Origin of the sequence: Amycolatopsis sp. NPDC051128, from assembly GCF_040682715.1 — a bacterium.
In the GTDB taxonomy this organism is placed as follows: domain Bacteria; phylum Actinomycetota; class Actinomycetes; order Mycobacteriales; family Pseudonocardiaceae; genus Amycolatopsis.
The window spans coordinates 24,322-41,953 of record NZ_JBFBBN010000052.1 but is presented as its reverse complement, the minus strand read 5'-3'; the positions used below and the strand labels follow the sequence as shown (position 1 = coordinate 41,953).

Sequence of the window (17,632 nt, the reverse complement as noted above, 5' to 3'; positions counted from 1 at the left end):
GCTGTAAGGAGTCGGCAAGGTGGTCGTCTTCGCGGGTCAGGGCGACGCCCGGCGGTCCATGGAACTGCTGTGGGGGCCGCGTGTCGTCGCGCCGCGCACCGGGCCGGGGCCCAAACCGGGCCTGTCCGTCGAGGCGATCGTCGCGGCGGCGATCGCCATCGCCGACGCCGAGGGCATGGGGGCGCTGTCGATGCGCGCGGTCGGCGAACGCCTGGGCCGCACGGCGATGGCGCTCTACACGTACGTGCCGGGCAAGACCGAGCTGGTCGACCTGATGTACGACCGGACGCTGGGGGAGCTGTCTTCGTCGTATTCGCTGTCGTCCGGTTGGCGCTCGGCGGCTTTGGCGCTGGCCGGGGAGCTGTGGGACCTGCACCTGCGGCACCCGTGGCTGCTGCAGGTCTCCCCGGCGCGCCCGGTGCTCGGACCGGGGGAATTCCACGTGCAGGAGACGTTGCTGCGGGTCCTGGCGTCGACCGGGTTGCCGTTGTCCCGGGTCCGCTGGGTGGTGGCGGCCCTGTTCAACGTCGTGCGCGGCTCGGTCCAGGCGGCGGCGGAGTCCCGGCAGGCGGCCCGCGAGACCGGACAGTCCGAAGAGGACTGGTGGTACGCGCGGTCGGCGTTGCTCGGCGAGCTGGTGCCGGATCTGGCGGGCCGCTTCCCGACGGTCGCCCGGCTGGGTTCGGAGGGGGCGTTCGAAGCTCCGTCCGACGAGCCCTATCTGGAGCGCGAGGCGCGGCTTTCGTTCGAGGCGGGCTTGGAACTGCTGCTGGACGGCGTCGAGACGGCGATCGTCAAGGCTTCCGGGCCTCGATGAGGAACCGGGTCGTGTGCGCGACGAACGGGCCGTCTCGCTTGATCTTCTCGTGCAGTTCTTCGAGCTTGCCGCGGTACCGCCCGACGGTGAACCCCGGGACGATCCAGATCACCTTGCGCAGGAAGTAGACCACCGCGCCGATGTCGAAGAACTCGGTGCGCAGCGACTCCGAACGCAGGTCGGTGACCTCCAGGCCCGCCTCCGAAGCGGCCGCGACGGCGTGGCCGGGGTGGCGGCTGTCGCGGGCTTCGGGCGGCTGCGGGCCGAGGAAGTACTCGATCAGTTCGAATACGCTCGCCGGGCCGACCTGCTGGGAGAAGTACATACCGCCGGGCCGCAGGACGCGGGCGATCTCGGCCCACCACGTCGTCACCGGGTGGCGGCTGGAGACGAGGTCGAACACCGCGTCGCCGAAGGGCAGCGGCGGCCGGTCCGCGGTGGCCACGACGAGGACCCCGCGCGGCCGCAGCCGGGCCGAAGCGCGCGTGACGTTCGGCGGCCACGACTCGGTCGCGGCCATCAGCGGCGGCAGCTTGGGGCAGTCGTCGAGGACCTCGCCGCCGCCGGTCTCGAGGTCGAGCGCCGCGTCGACCTTCTCCAGGTGCTCGCCGAGCAGGCGCTGGTACCCCCAGGACGGGCGGGCTTCGGTGGCCCGGCCGTCGAGCCAGGAGAAGTCCCAGCCGTCGACGGACACCGCTTCGGCCTCGGCGACCAGATCGTCGAACATGGCTCCGATGGTCACCAAGTGGGTGGTGGACCGCCACCCGATTTCCGCACCGGCGGCGGTGGCACGGGTTTGGCCAAAGTGACGGCGTCGAACGCCACGACAACCGGCCCACGCCGGGTCTCCACCGTGCACGTGGTTTCGTCGCGCGCCACGAGGTTCCCGAGCGCGTCGGTGAACCCGCCGTCGATCCGGTACCGGACGACGACTCGCGTGCCGAGCGGAAGTTCCCGCAGCAGCTTCACGAAACGACCTCCGGCACCGGGACTTCCGCCTTGGCCTTCCGCCACCGCGCGACCAGGCCGGCCAGTACCGTGACCAGCAGGACCAGCACCGTCACGAGCAGCGTCGCGACGACTGGTGAGTCGAAGATGCCGCCGCTGACGATGCCGAGCAACGCGTACGCGGCCGCCCAGAGCGCGCACGCGCCGAGCGAGGCGGGCAGCAGGCGGCGCCACGGGTAGCTCAGCGCGGCCGCGGCGAGCAGCACCGGGATCCGGCCGGCCGGGACGAGCCTGCCGATCACGACGAGCTGCCAGCCACGGCGGCCGAACTGGCCGCGGGCCTTCTCCAGCCGGTCGGCGGGCTGGCGCCCGCTGATCCAGCGGAACGCGGCTTCGCTGCCGAGGCGCGGGATCCCGAACGTCACGACGTCGCCGACGTACGCGCCGAGCGTGGCCAGGACGATGACCAACGGCAGGGAGAGGTGGCCGGTGGTGGTGGCGACGGCGGCCGCGGCGCCGACCACCGCGCCGGTGGGGACGATCGGGATGATCGAGCCGAGCAGCACGCCGCCGAACAGGGCCGGGTACCCGATGGCGGCCGGGTCGGTCCAGTTCACGCCCGGTCCATGGGGGCGGGGAGCCGGACCGTCGCATGGCCGGGGAAACGCAGGTTGAAGCCGCTCACGCCCCCGAGTATCGCCCCTCCGCCGGGCGGACGCCCCGGCGGTGTGGCGCGGGCAACGCCGTTCAGCGGCCCGCGGGCAGCAGGGACGAGATGCGCAGCGAAGACGTCCCGACCCCGGTCGGGCCGCCGAACGAGTGCCCGGCCACCGGGTGGTACCGCAGCTCCGTCTCGGTGTACCGCCGCACGTTCGCGTGCCAGTTCAGGACCCCGCTCATCCAGTGGCGGAACTCCTCGACGTACTCGAGCAGCATTTCCCGCACGTCCGGCGCGATGGCGTAGTCGCGGAACAGCGACGGCAGCTCGATCTCCGACGCGTGCCGGAACTCGGCCAGGCGCGCCTGGATCAGGTCGGCCACCACCTCGAACGCCCGCTCGTCCGAGCAGTCGAGGAAGTTCCGCACCACCAGCACGCCGTTGTTCAGCTCGCCCTCGAACTGGATCTCCTTCTGGTAGGAGAAAACGTCGTTGAGCAGGCAGCAGTAGTCGGTCGCCGAGTGCTCGACCGCCTGCACCGGGCGGGTGCGGTACAGCTCGGGCGGCACCGCGCGGCCGTGCGAGAACCGCGAAAGGCTCATCGTGAGGTCCGAGCCGAACGTCCGGCGCCGCATCTCGACGTAGTCGATCGGGTCGGGGATCCGGTTCTGCGCCTGGTTCGCCAGCTCCCAGAGCCAGCTCGACGTCATCGTGTCGACCGCCCGGCGCACCGCGCGCCGGTTCTCCGGCGTCATGTCCGCCGTCGTCCGCGGCCAGACGTCGGCCAGTCCCGCCTCCAGCGCGGTCGCCGGCGTCGGCATCGGCGAGTCGTCCACCGGCATGAACGTCGACAGCCGGGCGTTGCACGCCTTCGCGCCCGCGAGGTCGCGGGTCGCGCCGAACACCAGCGGGTAGTAGTCGTCGGCGTAGGTGCCCCAGGTCAGCCAGTCGCTGGTGACGTCGAGTTCCTCGGCCGTGGCGTCGGGGTGGATGCCCGCCGCGCACAGCGGCAGGTCGGTGGCGCGCAGCTTGCGTTCGTCCCACACGACGCCGTCGAGGAAGCCCGTGCGCCGCGCCCAGTCGACGTTGCGGACCCGGCACGCGTCCAAGTGCGGGCTCAGCCGCAGCGGGAACGGCGACTCGAACGACGGCCGCGGCGGCGAAACCGCCCGGAACGGCGTGTGGCCGTACGCGCGCAGCCGCTGCGGCGCGGTGGCGAGCACCGAAGTGAAGATGCGCGCCGCCGACGTGCCGATGCCGGCCGCGCCGTCCAGGGCCGGGCCGCCGCGGCTGTCCAGGGCGCCCTCGTTCATGTACCGGCTGGAGCGCAGGTGCCACTCGTGCCCGCCGGACTGCCAGTCCTGCAGCCCCTTGACGTAGGCGAACGTCGCCGCGCGCGCGGACGGGTCGACGCCGTGCTCGTCGAACAGCGCGGGCACCTCGGTGAGCGCGGTGTGCTCGAACTGGTGCAGCCGGGAGGTGATCAGGTCGTTGACGGCGTCGGCGGCCCGCTGCGTGGTCAGCCCGAGGAACTTCTCGAACACCAGCACGCCGTTGGACAGCTCGCCCTCGTCCTGCACTTCCCGCTGGTAGGAGAAGAGGTCGTTGCGGAGGTGGACGCTGTCGGCGAAGCAGTCGCGCAGGACCTCCATCGGGCGGGACGCGGCGATCTCGTCGGGGACCTCGGCGTGCACGGAGTGCTCGACCAGGTTCGCCGACCACGGCGCGCCGCCGACCTTCCGCCGCATCTCGACGTACTCGATCGGGTTGGCGAGCCGGCCTTCGTTGATGTTGGCCAGTTCCCACAGCGACTCGTCGAGCAGCGCCTTCGTGCTCTCGATGAACCGGCGCCGCCACCCGGCCGAGCGGTGCGGGACCGTGCGGTTCCACAGGTCGGTCAGGCCGCGCTCGACCGGGTTCTCCGCGGTCGCGGTGATCTCGCCTTCGGCGGGCATGAACAGGGTCAGCCGGTCGAGGTAGCCGCGCGCGCTGTCGATGTCGCCCGTGCGCTTGTACAGCTCGAGGAAGTGGTCGTCGAAGTAGAACACCCAGACGTACCAGTCGGTGATCAGGTCGAGCTCTTCGGCGCCGGCGTCGGGGTGGGTGTAGGCGCAGAGCAGCGCGTAGTCGTGGGAGTCGAGGTCGTGCTCGGTCCAGATCACCGTGCCGTGCTGGGGCACGTCGATCATGTCCATCGTGCCCGCCCACGCCTTGCTGTGCTCGCGGGCGCCGTCGACATGCGGGTTCAGCCGCGCGGGGTAGGGCATGTAGAACTCGGGGAGGACGAACGGCTGCTGCGGCACGCGGTCCTGGCCTTTCCGTTGCGGAGACGGCAGTTGCAACACCTGAGGCAACCAAAGACGCGGGTGTCCGCCAAGGGGCGCAGGCGGGATGCACACGAACGGGCCGGGCTGATCCCCCGGCCGGCGCAACGGGGTTCACCGCCCGGTCAGCGTCCGGCGGCCCGCCGTCGCACGATGGGGGAAGACGGGGCGCCGGTCGGGCGTTCCACCGCACACACGAAAGGAGCGCTGATGACCGACGAGAACCAGGTGGTCGACAACCCCGGCGAAGGCCGTTACGAGCTGTGGGCGGGGGAGAAGCTGGCGGGCTTCGCCGCGTACGACCAGCGGGGCGCGCTCACGGTGTTCACCCACACCGAGATCGACGACGCGTTTTCCGGGCAGGGGCTGGGCAAGGTGCTCGCCGCGGGCGCGCTCGACGACGTCGTCGCCAAGGGCCGGACGATCGTGCCGGTCTGCCCGTTCATCGCCGGGTACCTCCGGAAGCACCCGGACTACTCCGGTCACGTCCGGTGGCCGCAGGGGACCGAGTAGGCCGAAAGTGGTGGGGCGCTAGGCCGTTCGGGGCTGATTCGCGAGGTATGTCCGGTTCCCTTGGTTATTAACCAACCTTAGTCGGTGGTGCGTTGGTTGCCTGGCAACCAAAGTGACCGGCGCAGACTTCGAACCGGCAACCTGGAGGAAGTTGATGACTCCCCGGAAGACCGCCTTCAAGACCTTCGCCGTCCTGTCGGCAGCCGCGCTGACGTCCGGCGTGTGCGCGTCGGCGGCCACCGCGTCCCCGCTGGCCTTCGCGGAAATGCAGGCCCACGCGATCAGCGACGCCACCCAGATCGCGAACTCCCTCGGTGCCGCTTCGGGCGGCATCTACCTCGAGAACGGCAAGGCCGTCGTCAACGTCGTCGACGACGCCGCGCTGCAGCAGGTGCGGGCCGCCGGCGTCACCGCGAAGAAGGTCAAGCACACCTTCGCCGCGCTCACCGGCGTCAAGAACCAGCTGGACGCGGTGAAGAACGTGCCGCAGACCGCGTGGGGCATCGACACCAAGACCAACCAGGTCGTGGTGAAGGTCTACGAGGCGGCCAGCAAGGAGACGTCGGACAAGGTGGCCGCGGCCGCCGCGAAGTACGGCGACAGCGTCCGCGTCGAGCACCGCACCGGCAAGCTGGAGCTGTACATCAAGGACGGCGACGCGATCCAGAACAGCCAGGGCCGCTGCTCGCTCGGCTTCAACGTGACGCGCGGCGGTTCGCCGTTCCTGCTCACCGCGGGCCACTGCACCAACCTCGGCGGCACCTGGTCCGGCGGCGACGTCTCCGGCGCGCAGGTCGTCGAGAGCGACTGCCCCGGCGCCGACTCCGGCCTGCTGACCCGCCCGAACGGCACCGGGCCCGGCGAGATCAACACCGGCCAGCAGATCACCAGCGCGGCCACCCCGACCGTCGGCGAGCAGATCCAGAAGCAGGGCTCGACGACCGGCGGCGGCAGCGGCGAGGTCACCTCGGTCGACGAGTCGGTCAACTTCGACGTCGGCGTGCTCAACCACGAGTTCGGCACCACCGCGCACACCGACCACGGCGACTCCGGCGGCCCGGCGTACGACGGTTCGAAGGGCCTGGGCACGCTGTCCGGCGGCGACACCCAGACCAGCTACTTCTACCCGCTCACCTTGGAGCTGCAGGCGTACGGCCTCGAGCTCGCCTGATGGCCCGCGAGGGTCCCTTCACACGCGTCGGGGCATGTGAAGGGACCCTCGCCCGGTTCAGGCTTCGAGCCGCTTCGCGCGGTAGACGGCGTCAGTGTGGTGGCCCTCGCCGCGTGTCTCGCACGTCTCGACGACCCACTTCCACGGGTCGCCGAGGTAGGTCGTGAGCTCCTCGGGCTCGAAGTACAGCTCCTCCGGCGGCTTCTGGCCGTCGAACTCCCGCATGGCCTTCGGCGAGTGCCCGACGACGAGCAGCGAACCGCCGGGCCGGACCGCCGCCGCGGACGCCGTGAAGACGTCACGGCGCAGGTCGGGCGGAAGGTGCATGTACTGCGCGGAGATCAGGTCGTAGGTCTCTTCCGGCTGCCACTTCAGGATGTCCCGGTGCAGCCACCGGACGGTCACGCCCGCTTCCTTGCCGGCGGCTTCGGCCCGGGCCAGCGCGACGGTCGAGATGTCGGCGGCGTCGACCGTCCAGCCCTGCCGGGCCAGCCAGATCGCGTCGCCGCCCTCGCCGCAGCCGAGGTCGAGCGCGTGCCCGGGTTTCAGCCCTTCGACTTCGGTGCGCAGGTTGACGTTGACGTCGCCGCTCCAGATCTGGTCGTCGCGCTGGTAGAGCGCTTCCCAGAACTCCTGCTTGAGCAGGTTCTCGGTGGTCATCGGCTGATCGTGGGTGTGGGCCATGGTTCCTCCTCGGGGACGTCCGCCGAGCATGGCCAGAACGTCCCCGCGAAGGCAAACCTTGTTGCCGGTTTCGCAACTCAGGGCTGCCGTGAACCCCGGTGCCGCGCGTGACGCCGTTCATCCTGACGAATCGGGTTCGTGTTCCGCTCGACGGGAATCTCCTGTCGGTAAGCGCTTTCTTCAGTGAGGATGGCGCCCATGAACGAACAGCGGGAAATCGTGGTCACCGGCGGCGGCACCGGCATCGGGCTGGCGATCGCCGCCCGGTTCGCGGCGGCGGGCGAACGGGTCACCGTCACCGGGCGGCGCAGGGACGTGCTCGAAGCGGCGGCGGAGAAGATCGGCGCGCGGGCGGTGGCCTTCGACGCGAGCGACCCGGCGGCGGTGCGGGCCGCGCTGGCCGAACTGCCCGAGCGGGTGGACGTCCTGGTCAACAACGCCGGCGGTAACACCGACCGGGTCCGCGAGGCGCCCGCGCCCGGTGACCTGCGGGGGCTCGCGGACGCGTGGCACGCGAACTTCGACGCCAACGTCCTCTCCGCCGTGCTCGTCACCGCCGCGCTGAAGCCGCGCTTCGCGGACAACGTGCGCGTCGTGACTCTTGGCTCTGTCGCGGCGAAGCAGGGCTCCGGCTCGTACGGCGCGGCGAAGGCGGCGATCGAGGCGTGGAACACCGACCTCGCGCGGCAGCTCGGCCCGGCCGGGGGCACCGCGAACGTCGTGGCGCCGGGCGTCATCCTCGACACGGAGTTCTTCCACGGCACCCTCACCGAAGAATGGCTCAGCTCCCGGATCTCCGTGGCGTTCAACCAGCGGGCCGGCACGCCGGACGAGGTCGCGGAGACCGTCGGCTTCCTGGCCGCGCCGGGCGCCGGGCACATCACCGGGCAGGTCTTGCACGTGAACGGCGGCGCGTACGGCGCCCGCTAGGCCATCCGGGTCGGAAGTCGGCCGGACGTCCCACCGCGGCGCCGGTTCTCTCCATGGTGGAGGTATCCAGGCCACCGGAAGAGAGGTGTGATCCGCCGTGACGGCAGCTTCCGAAACCCCGGCCCTCCCGACGACGAGACCCTCCGGATGCCCGTTCGACCCGCCCGGGGAGTACGCCACCCTGCGGGAAACCGCGCCGACGTCGCGCGTGCGCTGTCCGGCGGGCATGGACGCCTGGCTGGTCACGCGGTACGGCGACGTCCGCGCGGTGCTCGCGGACCCCACGATGAGCTCACGTGGCGCGAATTCGGCGCACGCCAACCCGAACGCCGACCTCGACGAGGAGGTCAGCCCGGGCTCGATCATCCAGCTCGACGGCGCCGGCCACTCGCGCCTGCGCAAGATGGTGATCGCGGAGTTCACGGTGCGGCGCGTGGAAGCGATGCGCGGCTACGTCCAGGAGCTGGTGGAGAGCCACCTCGACGCGATGCTCGCGAAGCCCGGCCACGCCGATCTGGTGGAGGACTTCGCGTTGCCGATCCCGTCGCTGGTGATCTGCGAGCTGCTCGGCGTCCCGTACGCCGACCGCGAACGGTTCCAGCGGCAGAGCACGACGATGGTCAGCACCGACGCCACGCGCGACGAAGGACAGCAGGCGTACCAAGAAGTTTCCGACTATTTGGCGGACCTGTTCACCGAGAAGCAGCGGAATCCGCAGGACGACCTGTTCAGCAGGCTCATTTCCCGCGGCGTGTCGGCCGGCGACCCGCTCACCATGGAGGAGCTGGTCGTGCTCGGGCTCAGCCTGCTGGTGGCCGGGCACGAGACGACGGCCAACATGATCGCGCTCAGTACGCTCGTGCTGCTGGAACACCCTTCGCAGCGGGATGCCGTGCTCGAGGCGCCGGAGCGGGCGATCGAGGAGCTGCTGCGGTACCTGTCGGTCGTGCAGTTCGGCGTGCTGCGTTACGCGACCTCGGACGTCCAGGTCGGCGCCCGCGCGGTGAAAGCGGGGGAGTGGCTGGTGGCCGCGCTGAACTCGGCCAACCGCGACGAGGACCTGTTCCCTGGCGCGGACAAGCTCGACTTCCACCGCGAATCGCCGCGCACGCACGTCGCCTTCGGGTTCGGCGCGCACCAGTGCATCGGCCAGCAGCTGGCGCGCGTCGAGCTGCAGGAGGCGCTGACCGGACTGTTCCGCCGGGTGCCGGACCTGCGTCTGGCGGTGCCCCGGGAGTCGTTGGCGTACAAGCACAACACCCTGGTGTACGGCGTGCGGGAGCTGCCGGTGGCCTGGGGCTGACAGTCAGCGGCGTCTTCGTTGGTGGGCGGTTGCTCTTTCGTCAACGCGCTGATGGAGACGAGGAGGCCCCGGGAACGCACGGGTGGTTCGTGTCGAATCCGGGCGGGTCCGTTCGACGCAGGGGTGAACGCACCCGGACATCGGAGGACTCATGACGCTGCTCGCAGGCAAGAACGCGATCGTCTACGGCGGGGCCGGGCGGGTCGGCACGGCCGTCGCCACGGCTTTCGCCGAGGAAGGCGCGAAGGTCTTCCTCGCCGGCCGCACCCGCTCCCGGCTGGAGGAGGTCGCCGGCCGCACCCGCTCCCGGCTGGAGGAGGTCGCCGGGCGCATCCGCGCCGCCGGCGGCGCGGCCGAGACCGCGGAGGTCGACGCCCTCGACGAGCGTGCGGTCGACGAGCACGCCGACGCCGTCGCCGCCCAGGGTGGCGTCGACATCTCGGTCAACCTCATCGCCCACGGCGACGTCCAGGGCACGCCGCTGGTCGACATGTCGCTCGCGGACTACGAACGCCCGGTCGTGACCGCGGTGCGCACCCAGTTCCTGACCGCCCGCGCGGCGGCCCGGCACATGATCCTGAAGGGTTCCGGAGTGATCCTCCTTTTCGGTGGTGCGGGCGAACCCGTCCGTGAGTTCGCCGTCGGCGGGCTGCAGGTGGCATTTCACGCGCTCGAGGCGATGCGTCGCCAGATCGCCGCCGAGCTGGGCCCGCACGGGGTGCGGACGGTGACGCTCCGGACCGGTGGCATTCCGGAGACGCTCCCGGCCGGCTTCCCGGACCGGGAAGCCATCGAGGAGAACATCGCGGGCAAGACGATGCTCGGCCGAGCGGCCACCCTCGCCGACGTCGGCGCGGTCGCCGCGTTCGTGGCGTCGGACCGCGCCCGCACGATGACGGCGTCCACGGTCAACTTCAGCTGCGGCGCGCTCGTCGACTAGCGACGGGTCGGACGGCGCGACGGGTCGACCAGCGACGGGTCGGGTGGCGAGCCGGGCAAGCGTGGTTCGCCATCGGCCACCACTCCGCCCGCCACCACACCGCCCGCCACCACACCGCCCGCCACCACTCCGCCACCCGGTGGCCGGCTCGCCACCCGAGCCGCCGGTCAGCGGCGCGACGAGATCTGCTGCACCGCCCACGCGTTCCCGTCCGGATCCGCGAAGTGCACGAACCCCACGTTGTCCAGGTCGGCCTTTCCGTCCCAGGTGCCCATGCCGTAGACCTGGATGTCGCCGACGTCCACACCGCGCTCCAGCAGCTGCGCGTGTGCCTTCGGCAGGTCCTTTACCACGAGCTGCAGTCCCTTGAGCGAACCCGGTGGCATGTCCGGCACCGCCCCCTTGCCGATCACGACCGAGCAGCCCGAGCCCGGCGGGGTCAGCTGGACGATCCGGGTGTCCTCGTTGATCTCCATGTCGTGGTCGACGGCGAACCCGAGCCGGTCGGCGTAGAAGGCCTTCGCGCGGTCCACGTCGGACACCGGCACCACGACCACCTCGAGCGTCCACTCCATCGCGTGTCCTTCCGTCGATCCAGCATGGCGGAGCACACGCTACCCAAGGCCGAAGGTTTCGCGTACCACTCGTCAGTGCTCCGCGATCAGCCGCCGGACCGCGTCCACCACCAGTGCCCGCCGCTGCTCGCGGGGGATGTCGGTGCGCGCGCCGAGTTCGGAGTTGGTCGTCGTCCACGCCGTCGAGACCGACTGGACCAGCACCAGCAGTTCGGTCGGTGAGTAATGCTTCGACAGTCTCCCTTCGTCCTGTGCGCGCTGCAGCTCGTGCAGGCGGATTTTGTTGGCCAGCACGATTTCGGTGACCCACTTGCCTTCCGGGCGTTCCAGCCGGTGCCAGATCGCCAGCCGCAGCGCGTCCGGCCGCTCTTCGTACCGGTCGAAGAGCTTTCCGGCGTACTCCGGCAGGTCGTCGGAGTCGAGCGGGACGTCGAGGACGAACCGCGCGACCGACTCGCCGAACACCGCGTCGAACAACCTGTCCTTGCTGCTGAAGTACGAGTAGATCATCGCCTTGTTGCATCCGGCGGTGGCCGCGATCCGGTCGACCCGTGCGCCGGCGATGCCCCGTTCCGCGAACTCCTCCGTGGCGGCGGCCAGCAAACGCCGCTTCGTCTCGGCCGCGTCTCTCATGCCGACCACAGTAGCAACTAACTGGTTGGTTGACAAACTCGCCCCTCGGGTGTTTCCTGGAGGCAACCAACCGGTTGGTTACCGCCGGTCGATCGAGCGAGAAGAGGGCATCATGAGCAGGACGTGGCTGATCACCGGCAGTTCCCGCGGTTTCGGGCGGGAGCTGGCCCGGGTCGCGCTCGAGGACGGCGACCGGGTGGTCGCCACCGCGCGACGGCCGGAACAACTGACAGATCTGGTGGCCGAGCACGGCGACGCGGTTCGCGTGTTCGCCCTGGACGTCACGGATTCCACGGCCGCGCGTGCGGCGGTCGCGTTCGCCGTGCGCGAATTCGGTGGGCTCGACGTCGTGGCCAACAACGCCGGTTACGCGAACAGCGCGCCGATCGAGGACATGGCGGAGGACGACTTCCGGGCGCAGGTCGAGGCCAACTTCTTCGGCGTCGTCAACGTGACGCGGGCGGCGCTGCCGGTGTTCCGCGAGCAGGGCTCGGGGCACTTCCTGCAGTTCTCGTCGGTCGGCGGCCGGGTCGGCGGGTCACCGGGACTGGGCGCCTACCAGGCGGCGAAGTTCGCCGTGGAGGGGTTCTCCGAAGTGCTCAACGCGGAGGTGAAGCCGTTCGGCGTGAAGGTCACGATCGTCGAACCGGGCGCGTTCCGCACGGATTGGCAGGGCGCCTCGATGGAGCGCGCCCCGGTCCGGCCGGAGTACGACGCGTCGGTGGGGCAGATGCACCGGCTGCGCGACGCGAGCGACGGCAAGCAACCGGGCGACCCGGCCCGCGCGGCCCGGATCCTCGCCGACCTGGTCCGGCTCGACGCACCACCATTGCGGCTGCTGCTCGGCGCGGACGCAGTCGAAGCGGTCCAACGGTCGGAACGCGCGCGTGGGGCGGAGGTGTCCGAATGGGCTGAGGTGAGCCGATCGGCGGTGTTCGCGACGGAGTGAGCACAACTGGGAGGCGCGGGCGCACGGGCTGTGCCAGGGGTGATCCACTGCGGCTTCAGCGGTGTGGTCCCGGCGCGGAGGTGAGCGGCTCGGTGAATCCCGCGGCGAGTCCGGAACGGCGGTGGGTCAGGACCGCCCCTGGGATGCCTCCCGCTGTTCGACCACCAACCGCTGGTGGCGGGCCGCCCGGACACGGTCGCCGCAGGTGGTGGAGCACCAACGGCGTCGGGCGTGTTCGCGGAAGAAGAACCGTACGCAGCCGTGCGCCTCGCACGGGCGCACCAGTTCGCCGAGGTCGCCGCTGATGACGTCGATCGCGTCGCGGGCCAGGGAGGCCACGACCTCGTCGAGGCTGCCGGGCCGGGTGCTGTGCCACTCCCGGCGCGGTCCGGCCGGCCACGCGAGCTGAGGTGCGGCTGCGTCGGCACGGGCGGCGGCGTTCACCGTGGCCACGGCGTCGGCCTCGGGTGAGCGGCTCTCCGCCAGTGCCGTCAGCAGTTCGCGGACCGCGGCACGGAGGGCCGTCAGGCGGCTCAGGCCGTCGGTGCCCACAGGGGCCGGCGGGAGTTCGTGCCGGTGCAGCCACTCGGTGGCGCTGTGCGGTTCGGCGAGGTCGTCGACCTCCCCGGCCGTGCCGAGGCGTCTCGAGTTGACCAGCGCCAGCGCGGGTGAGCGTTCCTCGCCGGGTGCCGCAGTGACCATTGTTCGCCTCCCGAGTCCGGCCCCCAGTTTCCCCGACTTGTTGACAGTCTATCTGATCTCATGGATAACTGAACGAGTATCCATGAGACGTGAGGAGAAGCCCATGGTCACCGTGCATCACCGCCAGGCCACTGTCGGCGGGCACCGGCTGTTCTACCGCGAGGCCGGGCCCGCCGACGCGCCCACGATCGTGCTGCTCCACGGGTTCCCGACGAGCTCGCACATGTACCGGCACCTCATCCCGCTGCTGGCCGACCGCTACCACGTCGTCGCCCCCGACTACCTGGGTGCGGGCGCGTCCGACGCGCCGCCGGTCGAGGAGTTCACCTACACCTTCGATGCCCTCGCCGAGCTCACCCTCGGCCTGCTCGACGAGATCGGCCTCGGCCGCTTCGCGCTCTACATCCAGGACTTCGGTTCCCCCGTTGGCCTGCGCATCGCGGCCGCGAACCCGGAGCGGGTGACGGCGATCGTCACGCAGAACGGCAACGCCTACGTCGAGGGTCTGGGCGCCGGGCTGCCCCAGAAGCTCGCCGCCGGCACGCTGACCGAGGACGATCTGCGGGGCATGGTCACCCTCGAGGCCACCAAGGCGCAGTACCTCGACGGCGTGGCCGACCCGTCGCTGGTCAGCCCCGACGTCTGGATTCACGACCAGGCCCTGCTGGACCGGCCGGGTGGCGCGGAGATCCAGATGGCGCTGCTCGCCGACTACCACCACAACATCGGCCTGTACCCGAAGTTCCACGAGTACTTCCGGACCAGCCAGGTCCCGCTGCTGGCTGTCTGGGGTGGCAACGACGAGATCTTCGTCGCCGACGGCGCCCGCGCGTACGTCCGTGACCTGCCCGACGCCGAGATCCACCTGCTCGACTCGGGCCATTTCGCGCTGGAGACGCACCTGGACGCCATCGCCGGGTACATCCGGGGCTTCCTCGGGCGGGTGATGCCGGACTGAACTTCGTTCTCCCCAACGGGGTCACGTCCCGGTCCGGTGAGCGGGACGCCGGATCGGCGCCCGTTGACCGGGTGGACGTTCCGCTCGTAGGGTCTTCCGAAGATCGCCCTGACCCCAGGTCGGTCCCGGTCCCCGAGAACCCCGCCGTCGTCGTCAGGCGTCCGCCTCCGCCTCCGCCTGCGCCGACGGGTCGTTCGGCGATGGGCCTGGGCGCCCGTTCGGCAGACCGGGGGCCCAGGCGGCACGACGGTGTTCCGCGGAGGCTGCCGAGTGGTCGATCCTCCGCGCCGGCAGTGTGGAGGACGGGATGACCAGACGAATCCGGGTGGGGACGATCGTGGCCGCGGTGGCCGCGCTCGTCGTCGGGACGATCAGTGCGGCCGGGCCGGCGCAAGCCGCGGACCCCTTGCTGTCACAGAGAAAACCGGTGACGGCGTCGTCGGCCGTCGGGTGCTGCCTGGCGGTGAACGCGGTCGACGGGAACTCGGCGACCCGGTGGGGCAGCGCGCCGGGCGTCGATCCGCAGTGGATCTACGTCGACCTCGGCGCGGCGGTGCACGTCAGCCGGGTCCGGCTGCAGTGGGACGCTTCGTGTGCCACGGCCTACGAGATCGACACCTCCGCCGATCACGTCACGTGGACGCGGATCTATGCGACCACCACGGGAAAGGGCGGCGTCGAAGACCTGACCTCCCTCGATGGCACCGGCCGTTACGTGCGAATGTACGGCACGAAACGGTGCCGCACCGATGCGTCGAAGGGCTATTCGCTGCAGGAGTTCGGTGTCTACGGTTCGACCGGGGACGTTGTGCCGCCGTCTCCGCCTGGCACGCCGACGCTGGTCGGCGTCACGCCCACCAGCGCGACCATCTCGTGGACCGCGGCCACCGACGACGTCGGCGTCGCGGGTTACGACGTCTATCGCGACGGCCAGCGCTGCGCCGGTACCACCGGCGCTCTGACGGCGACCTGCGCCAATCTCAGCCCCAACGGCACCTACGGCTTCTACGTCAACGCGCGTGACGCGGCCGGGAACGTGTCGCAGGCCAGTGGCACGCTCGCCGTGAAGACTCCGCCGTCCGATGACCACACGCCGCCGTCCGTGCCGGGGAACGTGCACACCACCGCGGTCGACAGCACCTCGATCGGGCTCGCGTGGACCGCCTCGGCCGACGACGTGGGCGTCACCGGCTATCGGATCTCCAACGTCGTCGACGGCGCGGCCACGCAGATCGGCACGTCCGACACCGCGAGCACCACGCTCGGCGGGCTGACCCCGAACACCGCGTACCACCTGCAGGTGCGGGCCGTCGACGGGAACGGCAACCTCAGCGAGCCGAGCACACCGGTCCTGGACGTCACCACCAGCGGCGGGTCGAACTGCTCCCCGTCACAGGGAGTCTGCGGCGCCACGCAGGTCGGGACCGATGACGACGTCGTGTGGGGCCTGGTGACCCTGCCCGACGGCACGATCCTCTACAACCAGCGTGACGTGCACGCGATCGTCCACCTGAACCCGAAGACCGGGGCGAAGAAGACGATCGGCACCGTGCCGAACGTGCGGAGCACCGACGGCGAAGGCGGCCTGACCGGGCTGGAGATCAACCCGGCGTCCTTCGCCACCGACCACTGGCTGTACATCATGCACACCTCGCCGGACGACAACCGGATCGTGCGGATCAAGTACGACCCCACCGCCGACTCGCTGACCACGAGCACCGAGCAGATCCTGCTGACCGGCATCGCACGCAACAAGTTCCACAACGGCGGCCGGCTGCGGTTCAGCCCGGACGGCCGGTACCTGTTCGCCGGCACCGGCGACGCGCAGAACAGCGCCAACGCCTCGAACACCAACAGCCTCAACGGAAAGGTACTGCGGATCAGCCCGGACGGCTCGATTCCCGCCGACAACCCGTTCCGCAACGCGGTGTGGAGCTACGGGCACCGGAACGTCCAGGGGCTGGCGTTCGACGCGCAGGGCAAGCTGTGGGAGCAGGAGTTCGGCAACAACGTCATGGACGAGACGAACCTGATCGTGAAGGGCGGCAACTTCGGCTGGCCCGCCTGCGAAGGGACGTCGGGTTCGTGCGGTACCGCCGGGTTCGTCGCGCCGAAGAAGACATATCCGGTGGCGCAGGGTTCGTGCAGTGGCATCACGATCATCCGTGACGCGCTGTACGTCGCCTGCCAGCGCGGCGCGCGGCTGTACCGCGCGGTGATCAGCGACCGTTCGCTGACGGACTTCCGGACGTTCTTCAACGGCACTTACGGCAGGCTCCGCACGGTGGAGCCGGCCCCGGACGGCCGGATGTGGCTGGCGACCAGTGTGGACGGGGACAAGGACAGCACGCCGCACAACAGCCACAACAAGATCCTGCGGGTGGCGGTGGGGTGAGTCCGGCGATGACAGGATTCGTCGGGCGTCACCGCCAGCTGTCGTCGCCGAAGCCGAGCGTCACCGGGCCGCGCCGGGACGTCTCGTCGACGGTTTCGGACTCGGCGGGCAGGACGTCGTCGAGGAACGCGTAGTCCGGACGCCGGGTGCGCGCGTGCCACTCGACGATTTCGTGCCAGCCCGGCGCGGCGAGCGCGCCACCGAAGTGCTGGACCGACAGGCTCGCGGTGAGGCAGGCGAACCGGAGCCGCTCCGCCAGCGGCCAGCCGGTCAGGGTGGCGGCGACGAACCCCGCTCCGAAGACGTCGCCCGCGCCGGTCGCGTCGAGCACATCGACCGGCAGCGCGGGAGCGGCCGCTGTCTCGCCGGTGGTGCCGTCGACGGCGAGCACGCCCGCGCCGCCGCGGGTGATCACGGCGATCGGGACGAGTTCGGCGAGCGCGGCCAGCGCCGCTTCGGGCGTATCCGTGCGGGTGTAGCGCATCGCTTCGACGTCGTTCGCCAGGAACGCGTGGCAGCATGCCAGCTGGTCGAGCAGCGCGGGCGACCAGGCCTCGGACGGATCCCAGCCGACGTTGGCGAAGACCAGGCTGCCCGCCTGGTGTGCGGTGTGGACCCACTCGGCGGTGTCGAGGCCGATGTGCGCGACCGTCGCGCGGCTCCGGGGCGGCGATCCGGCCAGCTCCGCGACGGGGACGGGCGGCGGGTGGCCGTGGGTGACCATCGCGCGATCGCCCGCGTAGGCCAGCGAAACGGTGACGGGGGAGTGCCACCGCGGGAACTGCCGCGACCGCGACAGGTCGATGTGCTCCTGCCGGGCCAGCACGTCCCAGCAGTAGCGCCCGTAGACGTCGGTGCCGAACGCGGCCGCCAGCGACGTCCGCAGGCCGAGGCGGCTCAGCGCGACCGCGAAGTTCGCGATCCCGCCCGGCCCCGAGCCCATGCCGCCCGTCCACACCTCCGTGCCCGGCGCCGGCGGTTGTTCGAGCCCGGTGAACACCAGGTCGAAGAACAGCAGGCCGGACAGGAAGACATCGACCTCGGGCTCGGCCGTCACGGGCGCCTCCACGAATCGCGCAAGGGACGCGCACGAGCGTGCTTCAGCGGCGCGAAATGCGCAAGACCTGCGCAA

General features: G+C 70.8%; 18 protein-coding genes. 9 read left to right on the top strand and 9 right to left on the bottom strand.

Annotated elements, in window-relative coordinates; genetic code table 11:
• Positions 1-19: 19 nt before the first annotated feature.
• Entirely contained in the window at positions 20-817 is a 798-nt protein-coding gene (locus AB0M82_RS36880) for a TetR/AcrR family transcriptional regulator C-terminal domain-containing protein (RefSeq protein WP_364732274.1), read from the top strand.
• On the opposite strand, the gene AB0M82_RS36875 is transcribed toward AB0M82_RS36880, so the two are convergent.
• The 4 genes from AB0M82_RS36875 to AB0M82_RS36860 form a co-directional block, all read right to left on the bottom strand.
• Positions 795-1,544, bottom strand: a complete 750-nt coding sequence (locus AB0M82_RS36875) for a class I SAM-dependent methyltransferase (RefSeq protein WP_364732271.1) — start codon at positions 1,542-1,544, stop codon at positions 795-797. The genes AB0M82_RS36880 and AB0M82_RS36875 overlap by 23 nt on opposite strands.
• Before the next feature lie 11 nt (positions 1,545-1,555).
• Positions 1,556-1,786: a ferrous iron transport protein A gene (locus AB0M82_RS36870; RefSeq protein WP_364732268.1), complete on the bottom strand. Its 231-nt coding sequence runs from the start codon at positions 1,784-1,786 to the stop codon at positions 1,556-1,558.
• Positions 1,783-2,382: a VTT domain-containing protein gene (locus AB0M82_RS36865; protein ID WP_364732266.1), complete on the bottom strand. Its 600-nt coding sequence runs from the start codon at positions 2,380-2,382 to the stop codon at positions 1,783-1,785. Before AB0M82_RS36865 ends, AB0M82_RS36870 begins: the two co-directional genes overlap by 4 nt.
• A gap of 130 nt (positions 2,383-2,512) precedes the next feature.
• Positions 2,513-4,690, bottom strand: a complete 2,178-nt coding sequence (locus AB0M82_RS36860) for a germacradienol/geosmin synthase (RefSeq protein ID WP_364732346.1) — start codon at positions 4,688-4,690, stop codon at positions 2,513-2,515.
• A gap of 267 nt (positions 4,691-4,957) precedes the next feature.
• On the opposite strand from AB0M82_RS36860, the gene AB0M82_RS36855 reads away from it, so the two are divergent.
• The gene (locus AB0M82_RS36855; RefSeq protein WP_364732264.1) at positions 4,958-5,260 is read left to right on the top strand and encodes a GNAT family N-acetyltransferase; all 303 of its coding nucleotides are present in this window, start codon (positions 4,958-4,960) and stop codon (positions 5,258-5,260) included.
• Between the two features lie 154 nt (positions 5,261-5,414).
• On the top strand, positions 5,415-6,431 hold the full coding sequence (locus AB0M82_RS36850) for a S1 family peptidase (protein WP_364732261.1): 1,017 nt from the start codon (positions 5,415-5,417) through the stop codon (positions 6,429-6,431).
• 57 nt (positions 6,432-6,488) lie between these two features.
• Here AB0M82_RS36850 and AB0M82_RS36845 read toward each other — a convergent pair whose 3' ends face one another.
• Entirely contained in the window at positions 6,489-7,091 is a 603-nt protein-coding gene (locus tag AB0M82_RS36845) for a class I SAM-dependent methyltransferase (RefSeq protein WP_364732259.1), read from the bottom strand.
• A gap of 222 nt (positions 7,092-7,313) precedes the next feature.
• On the opposite strand from AB0M82_RS36845, the gene AB0M82_RS36840 reads away from it, so the two are divergent.
• The 3 genes from AB0M82_RS36840 to AB0M82_RS36830 all read left to right on the top strand — a co-directional run bounded on the left by AB0M82_RS36840 (position 7,314) and on the right by AB0M82_RS36830 (position 10,288).
• The gene (locus AB0M82_RS36840; RefSeq protein WP_364732256.1) at positions 7,314-8,045 is read left to right on the top strand and encodes an SDR family oxidoreductase; all 732 of its coding nucleotides are present in this window, start codon (positions 7,314-7,316) and stop codon (positions 8,043-8,045) included.
• A 97-nt stretch (positions 8,046-8,142) separates the two neighbouring features.
• Positions 8,143-9,348 carry a cytochrome P450 gene (locus AB0M82_RS36835; RefSeq protein ID WP_364732253.1) on the top strand — a complete coding sequence of 402 codons (1,206 nt, stop codon included), beginning with the start codon at positions 8,143-8,145 and terminating at the stop codon, positions 9,346-9,348.
• A 151-nt stretch (positions 9,349-9,499) separates the two neighbouring features.
• The gene (locus AB0M82_RS36830; RefSeq protein WP_364732250.1) at positions 9,500-10,288 is read left to right on the top strand and encodes an SDR family oxidoreductase; all 789 of its coding nucleotides are present in this window, start codon (positions 9,500-9,502) and stop codon (positions 10,286-10,288) included.
• A 167-nt stretch (positions 10,289-10,455) separates the two neighbouring features.
• On the opposite strand, the gene AB0M82_RS36825 is transcribed toward AB0M82_RS36830, so the two are convergent.
• Together AB0M82_RS36825 and AB0M82_RS36820 are read right to left on the bottom strand one after the other, a co-directional pair.
• The gene (locus AB0M82_RS36825) at positions 10,456-10,863 is read right to left on the bottom strand and encodes a VOC family protein (RefSeq protein WP_364732247.1); all 408 of its coding nucleotides are present in this window, start codon (positions 10,861-10,863) and stop codon (positions 10,456-10,458) included.
• A gap of 72 nt (positions 10,864-10,935) precedes the next feature.
• Positions 10,936-11,496 (bottom strand): TetR family transcriptional regulator, encoded by a 561-nt coding sequence (locus tag AB0M82_RS36820; RefSeq protein ID WP_364732244.1) that lies wholly within the window; start codon positions 11,494-11,496, stop codon positions 10,936-10,938.
• 112 nt (positions 11,497-11,608) lie between these two features.
• Here AB0M82_RS36820 and AB0M82_RS36815 point away from each other — a divergent pair, with 112 nt between their 5' ends.
• Positions 11,609-12,445 carry an oxidoreductase gene (locus AB0M82_RS36815; protein WP_364732241.1) on the top strand — a complete coding sequence of 279 codons (837 nt, stop codon included), beginning with the start codon at positions 11,609-11,611 and terminating at the stop codon, positions 12,443-12,445.
• A gap of 126 nt (positions 12,446-12,571) precedes the next feature.
• On the opposite strand, the gene AB0M82_RS36810 is transcribed toward AB0M82_RS36815, so the two are convergent.
• Entirely contained in the window at positions 12,572-13,147 is a 576-nt protein-coding gene (locus tag AB0M82_RS36810) for a CGNR zinc finger domain-containing protein (protein WP_364732239.1), read from the bottom strand.
• Between the two features lie 103 nt (positions 13,148-13,250).
• Here AB0M82_RS36810 and AB0M82_RS36805 point away from each other — a divergent pair, with 103 nt between their 5' ends.
• Both AB0M82_RS36805 and AB0M82_RS36800 read left to right on the top strand, forming a co-directional pair.
• Positions 13,251-14,105 (top strand): alpha/beta hydrolase, encoded by an 855-nt coding sequence (locus AB0M82_RS36805; RefSeq protein WP_364732237.1) that lies wholly within the window; start codon positions 13,251-13,253, stop codon positions 14,103-14,105.
• 307 nt (positions 14,106-14,412) lie between these two features.
• Positions 14,413-16,500 carry a PQQ-dependent sugar dehydrogenase gene (locus AB0M82_RS36800; protein WP_364732234.1) on the top strand — a complete coding sequence of 696 codons (2,088 nt, stop codon included), beginning with the start codon at positions 14,413-14,415 and terminating at the stop codon, positions 16,498-16,500.
• A 28-nt stretch (positions 16,501-16,528) separates the two neighbouring features.
• On the opposite strand, the gene AB0M82_RS36795 is transcribed toward AB0M82_RS36800, so the two are convergent.
• A complete protein-coding gene (locus AB0M82_RS36795; RefSeq protein ID WP_364732232.1) occupies positions 16,529-17,557 on the bottom strand; it encodes a PfkB family carbohydrate kinase in 1,029 nt (342 codons plus the stop codon).
• Between the last annotated feature and the right edge of the window lie 75 nt (positions 17,558-17,632).

Bases quoted from the DNA above. Each gene is read 5' to 3' on its own strand.
- AB0M82_RS36825 (WP_364732247.1), bottom strand. From the start codon at position 10,863: ATGGAGTGGACGCTCGAGGTGGTCGTGGTGCCGGTGTCCGACGTGGAC.
- AB0M82_RS36830 (WP_364732250.1), top strand. From the start codon at position 9,500: ATGACGCTGCTCGCAGGCAAGAACGCGATCGTCTACGGCGGGGCCGGG.
- AB0M82_RS36810 (WP_364732239.1), bottom strand. From the start codon at position 13,147: ATGGTCACTGCGGCACCCGGCGAGGAACGCTCACCCGCGCTGGCGCTG.
- AB0M82_RS36855 (WP_364732264.1), top strand. From the start codon at position 4,958: ATGACCGACGAGAACCAGGTGGTCGACAACCCCGGCGAAGGCCGTTAC.
- AB0M82_RS36840 (WP_364732256.1), top strand. From the start codon at position 7,314: ATGAACGAACAGCGGGAAATCGTGGTCACCGGCGGCGGCACCGGCATC.
- AB0M82_RS36860 (WP_364732346.1), bottom strand. From the start codon at position 4,690: ATGCCCTACCCCGCGCGGCTGAACCCGCATGTCGACGGCGCCCGCGAG.
- AB0M82_RS36875 (WP_364732271.1), bottom strand. From the start codon at position 1,544: ATGTTCGACGATCTGGTCGCCGAGGCCGAAGCGGTGTCCGTCGACGGC.
- AB0M82_RS36845 (WP_364732259.1), bottom strand. From the start codon at position 7,091: ATGACCACCGAGAACCTGCTCAAGCAGGAGTTCTGGGAAGCGCTCTAC.
- AB0M82_RS36820 (WP_364732244.1), bottom strand. From the start codon at position 11,496: ATGAGAGACGCGGCCGAGACGAAGCGGCGTTTGCTGGCCGCCGCCACG.
- AB0M82_RS36805 (WP_364732237.1), top strand. From the start codon at position 13,251: ATGGTCACCGTGCATCACCGCCAGGCCACTGTCGGCGGGCACCGGCTG.
- AB0M82_RS36850 (WP_364732261.1), top strand. From the start codon at position 5,415: ATGACTCCCCGGAAGACCGCCTTCAAGACCTTCGCCGTCCTGTCGGCA.
- AB0M82_RS36800 (WP_364732234.1), top strand. From the start codon at position 14,413: ATGACCAGACGAATCCGGGTGGGGACGATCGTGGCCGCGGTGGCCGCG.
- AB0M82_RS36815 (WP_364732241.1), top strand. From the start codon at position 11,609: ATGAGCAGGACGTGGCTGATCACCGGCAGTTCCCGCGGTTTCGGGCGG.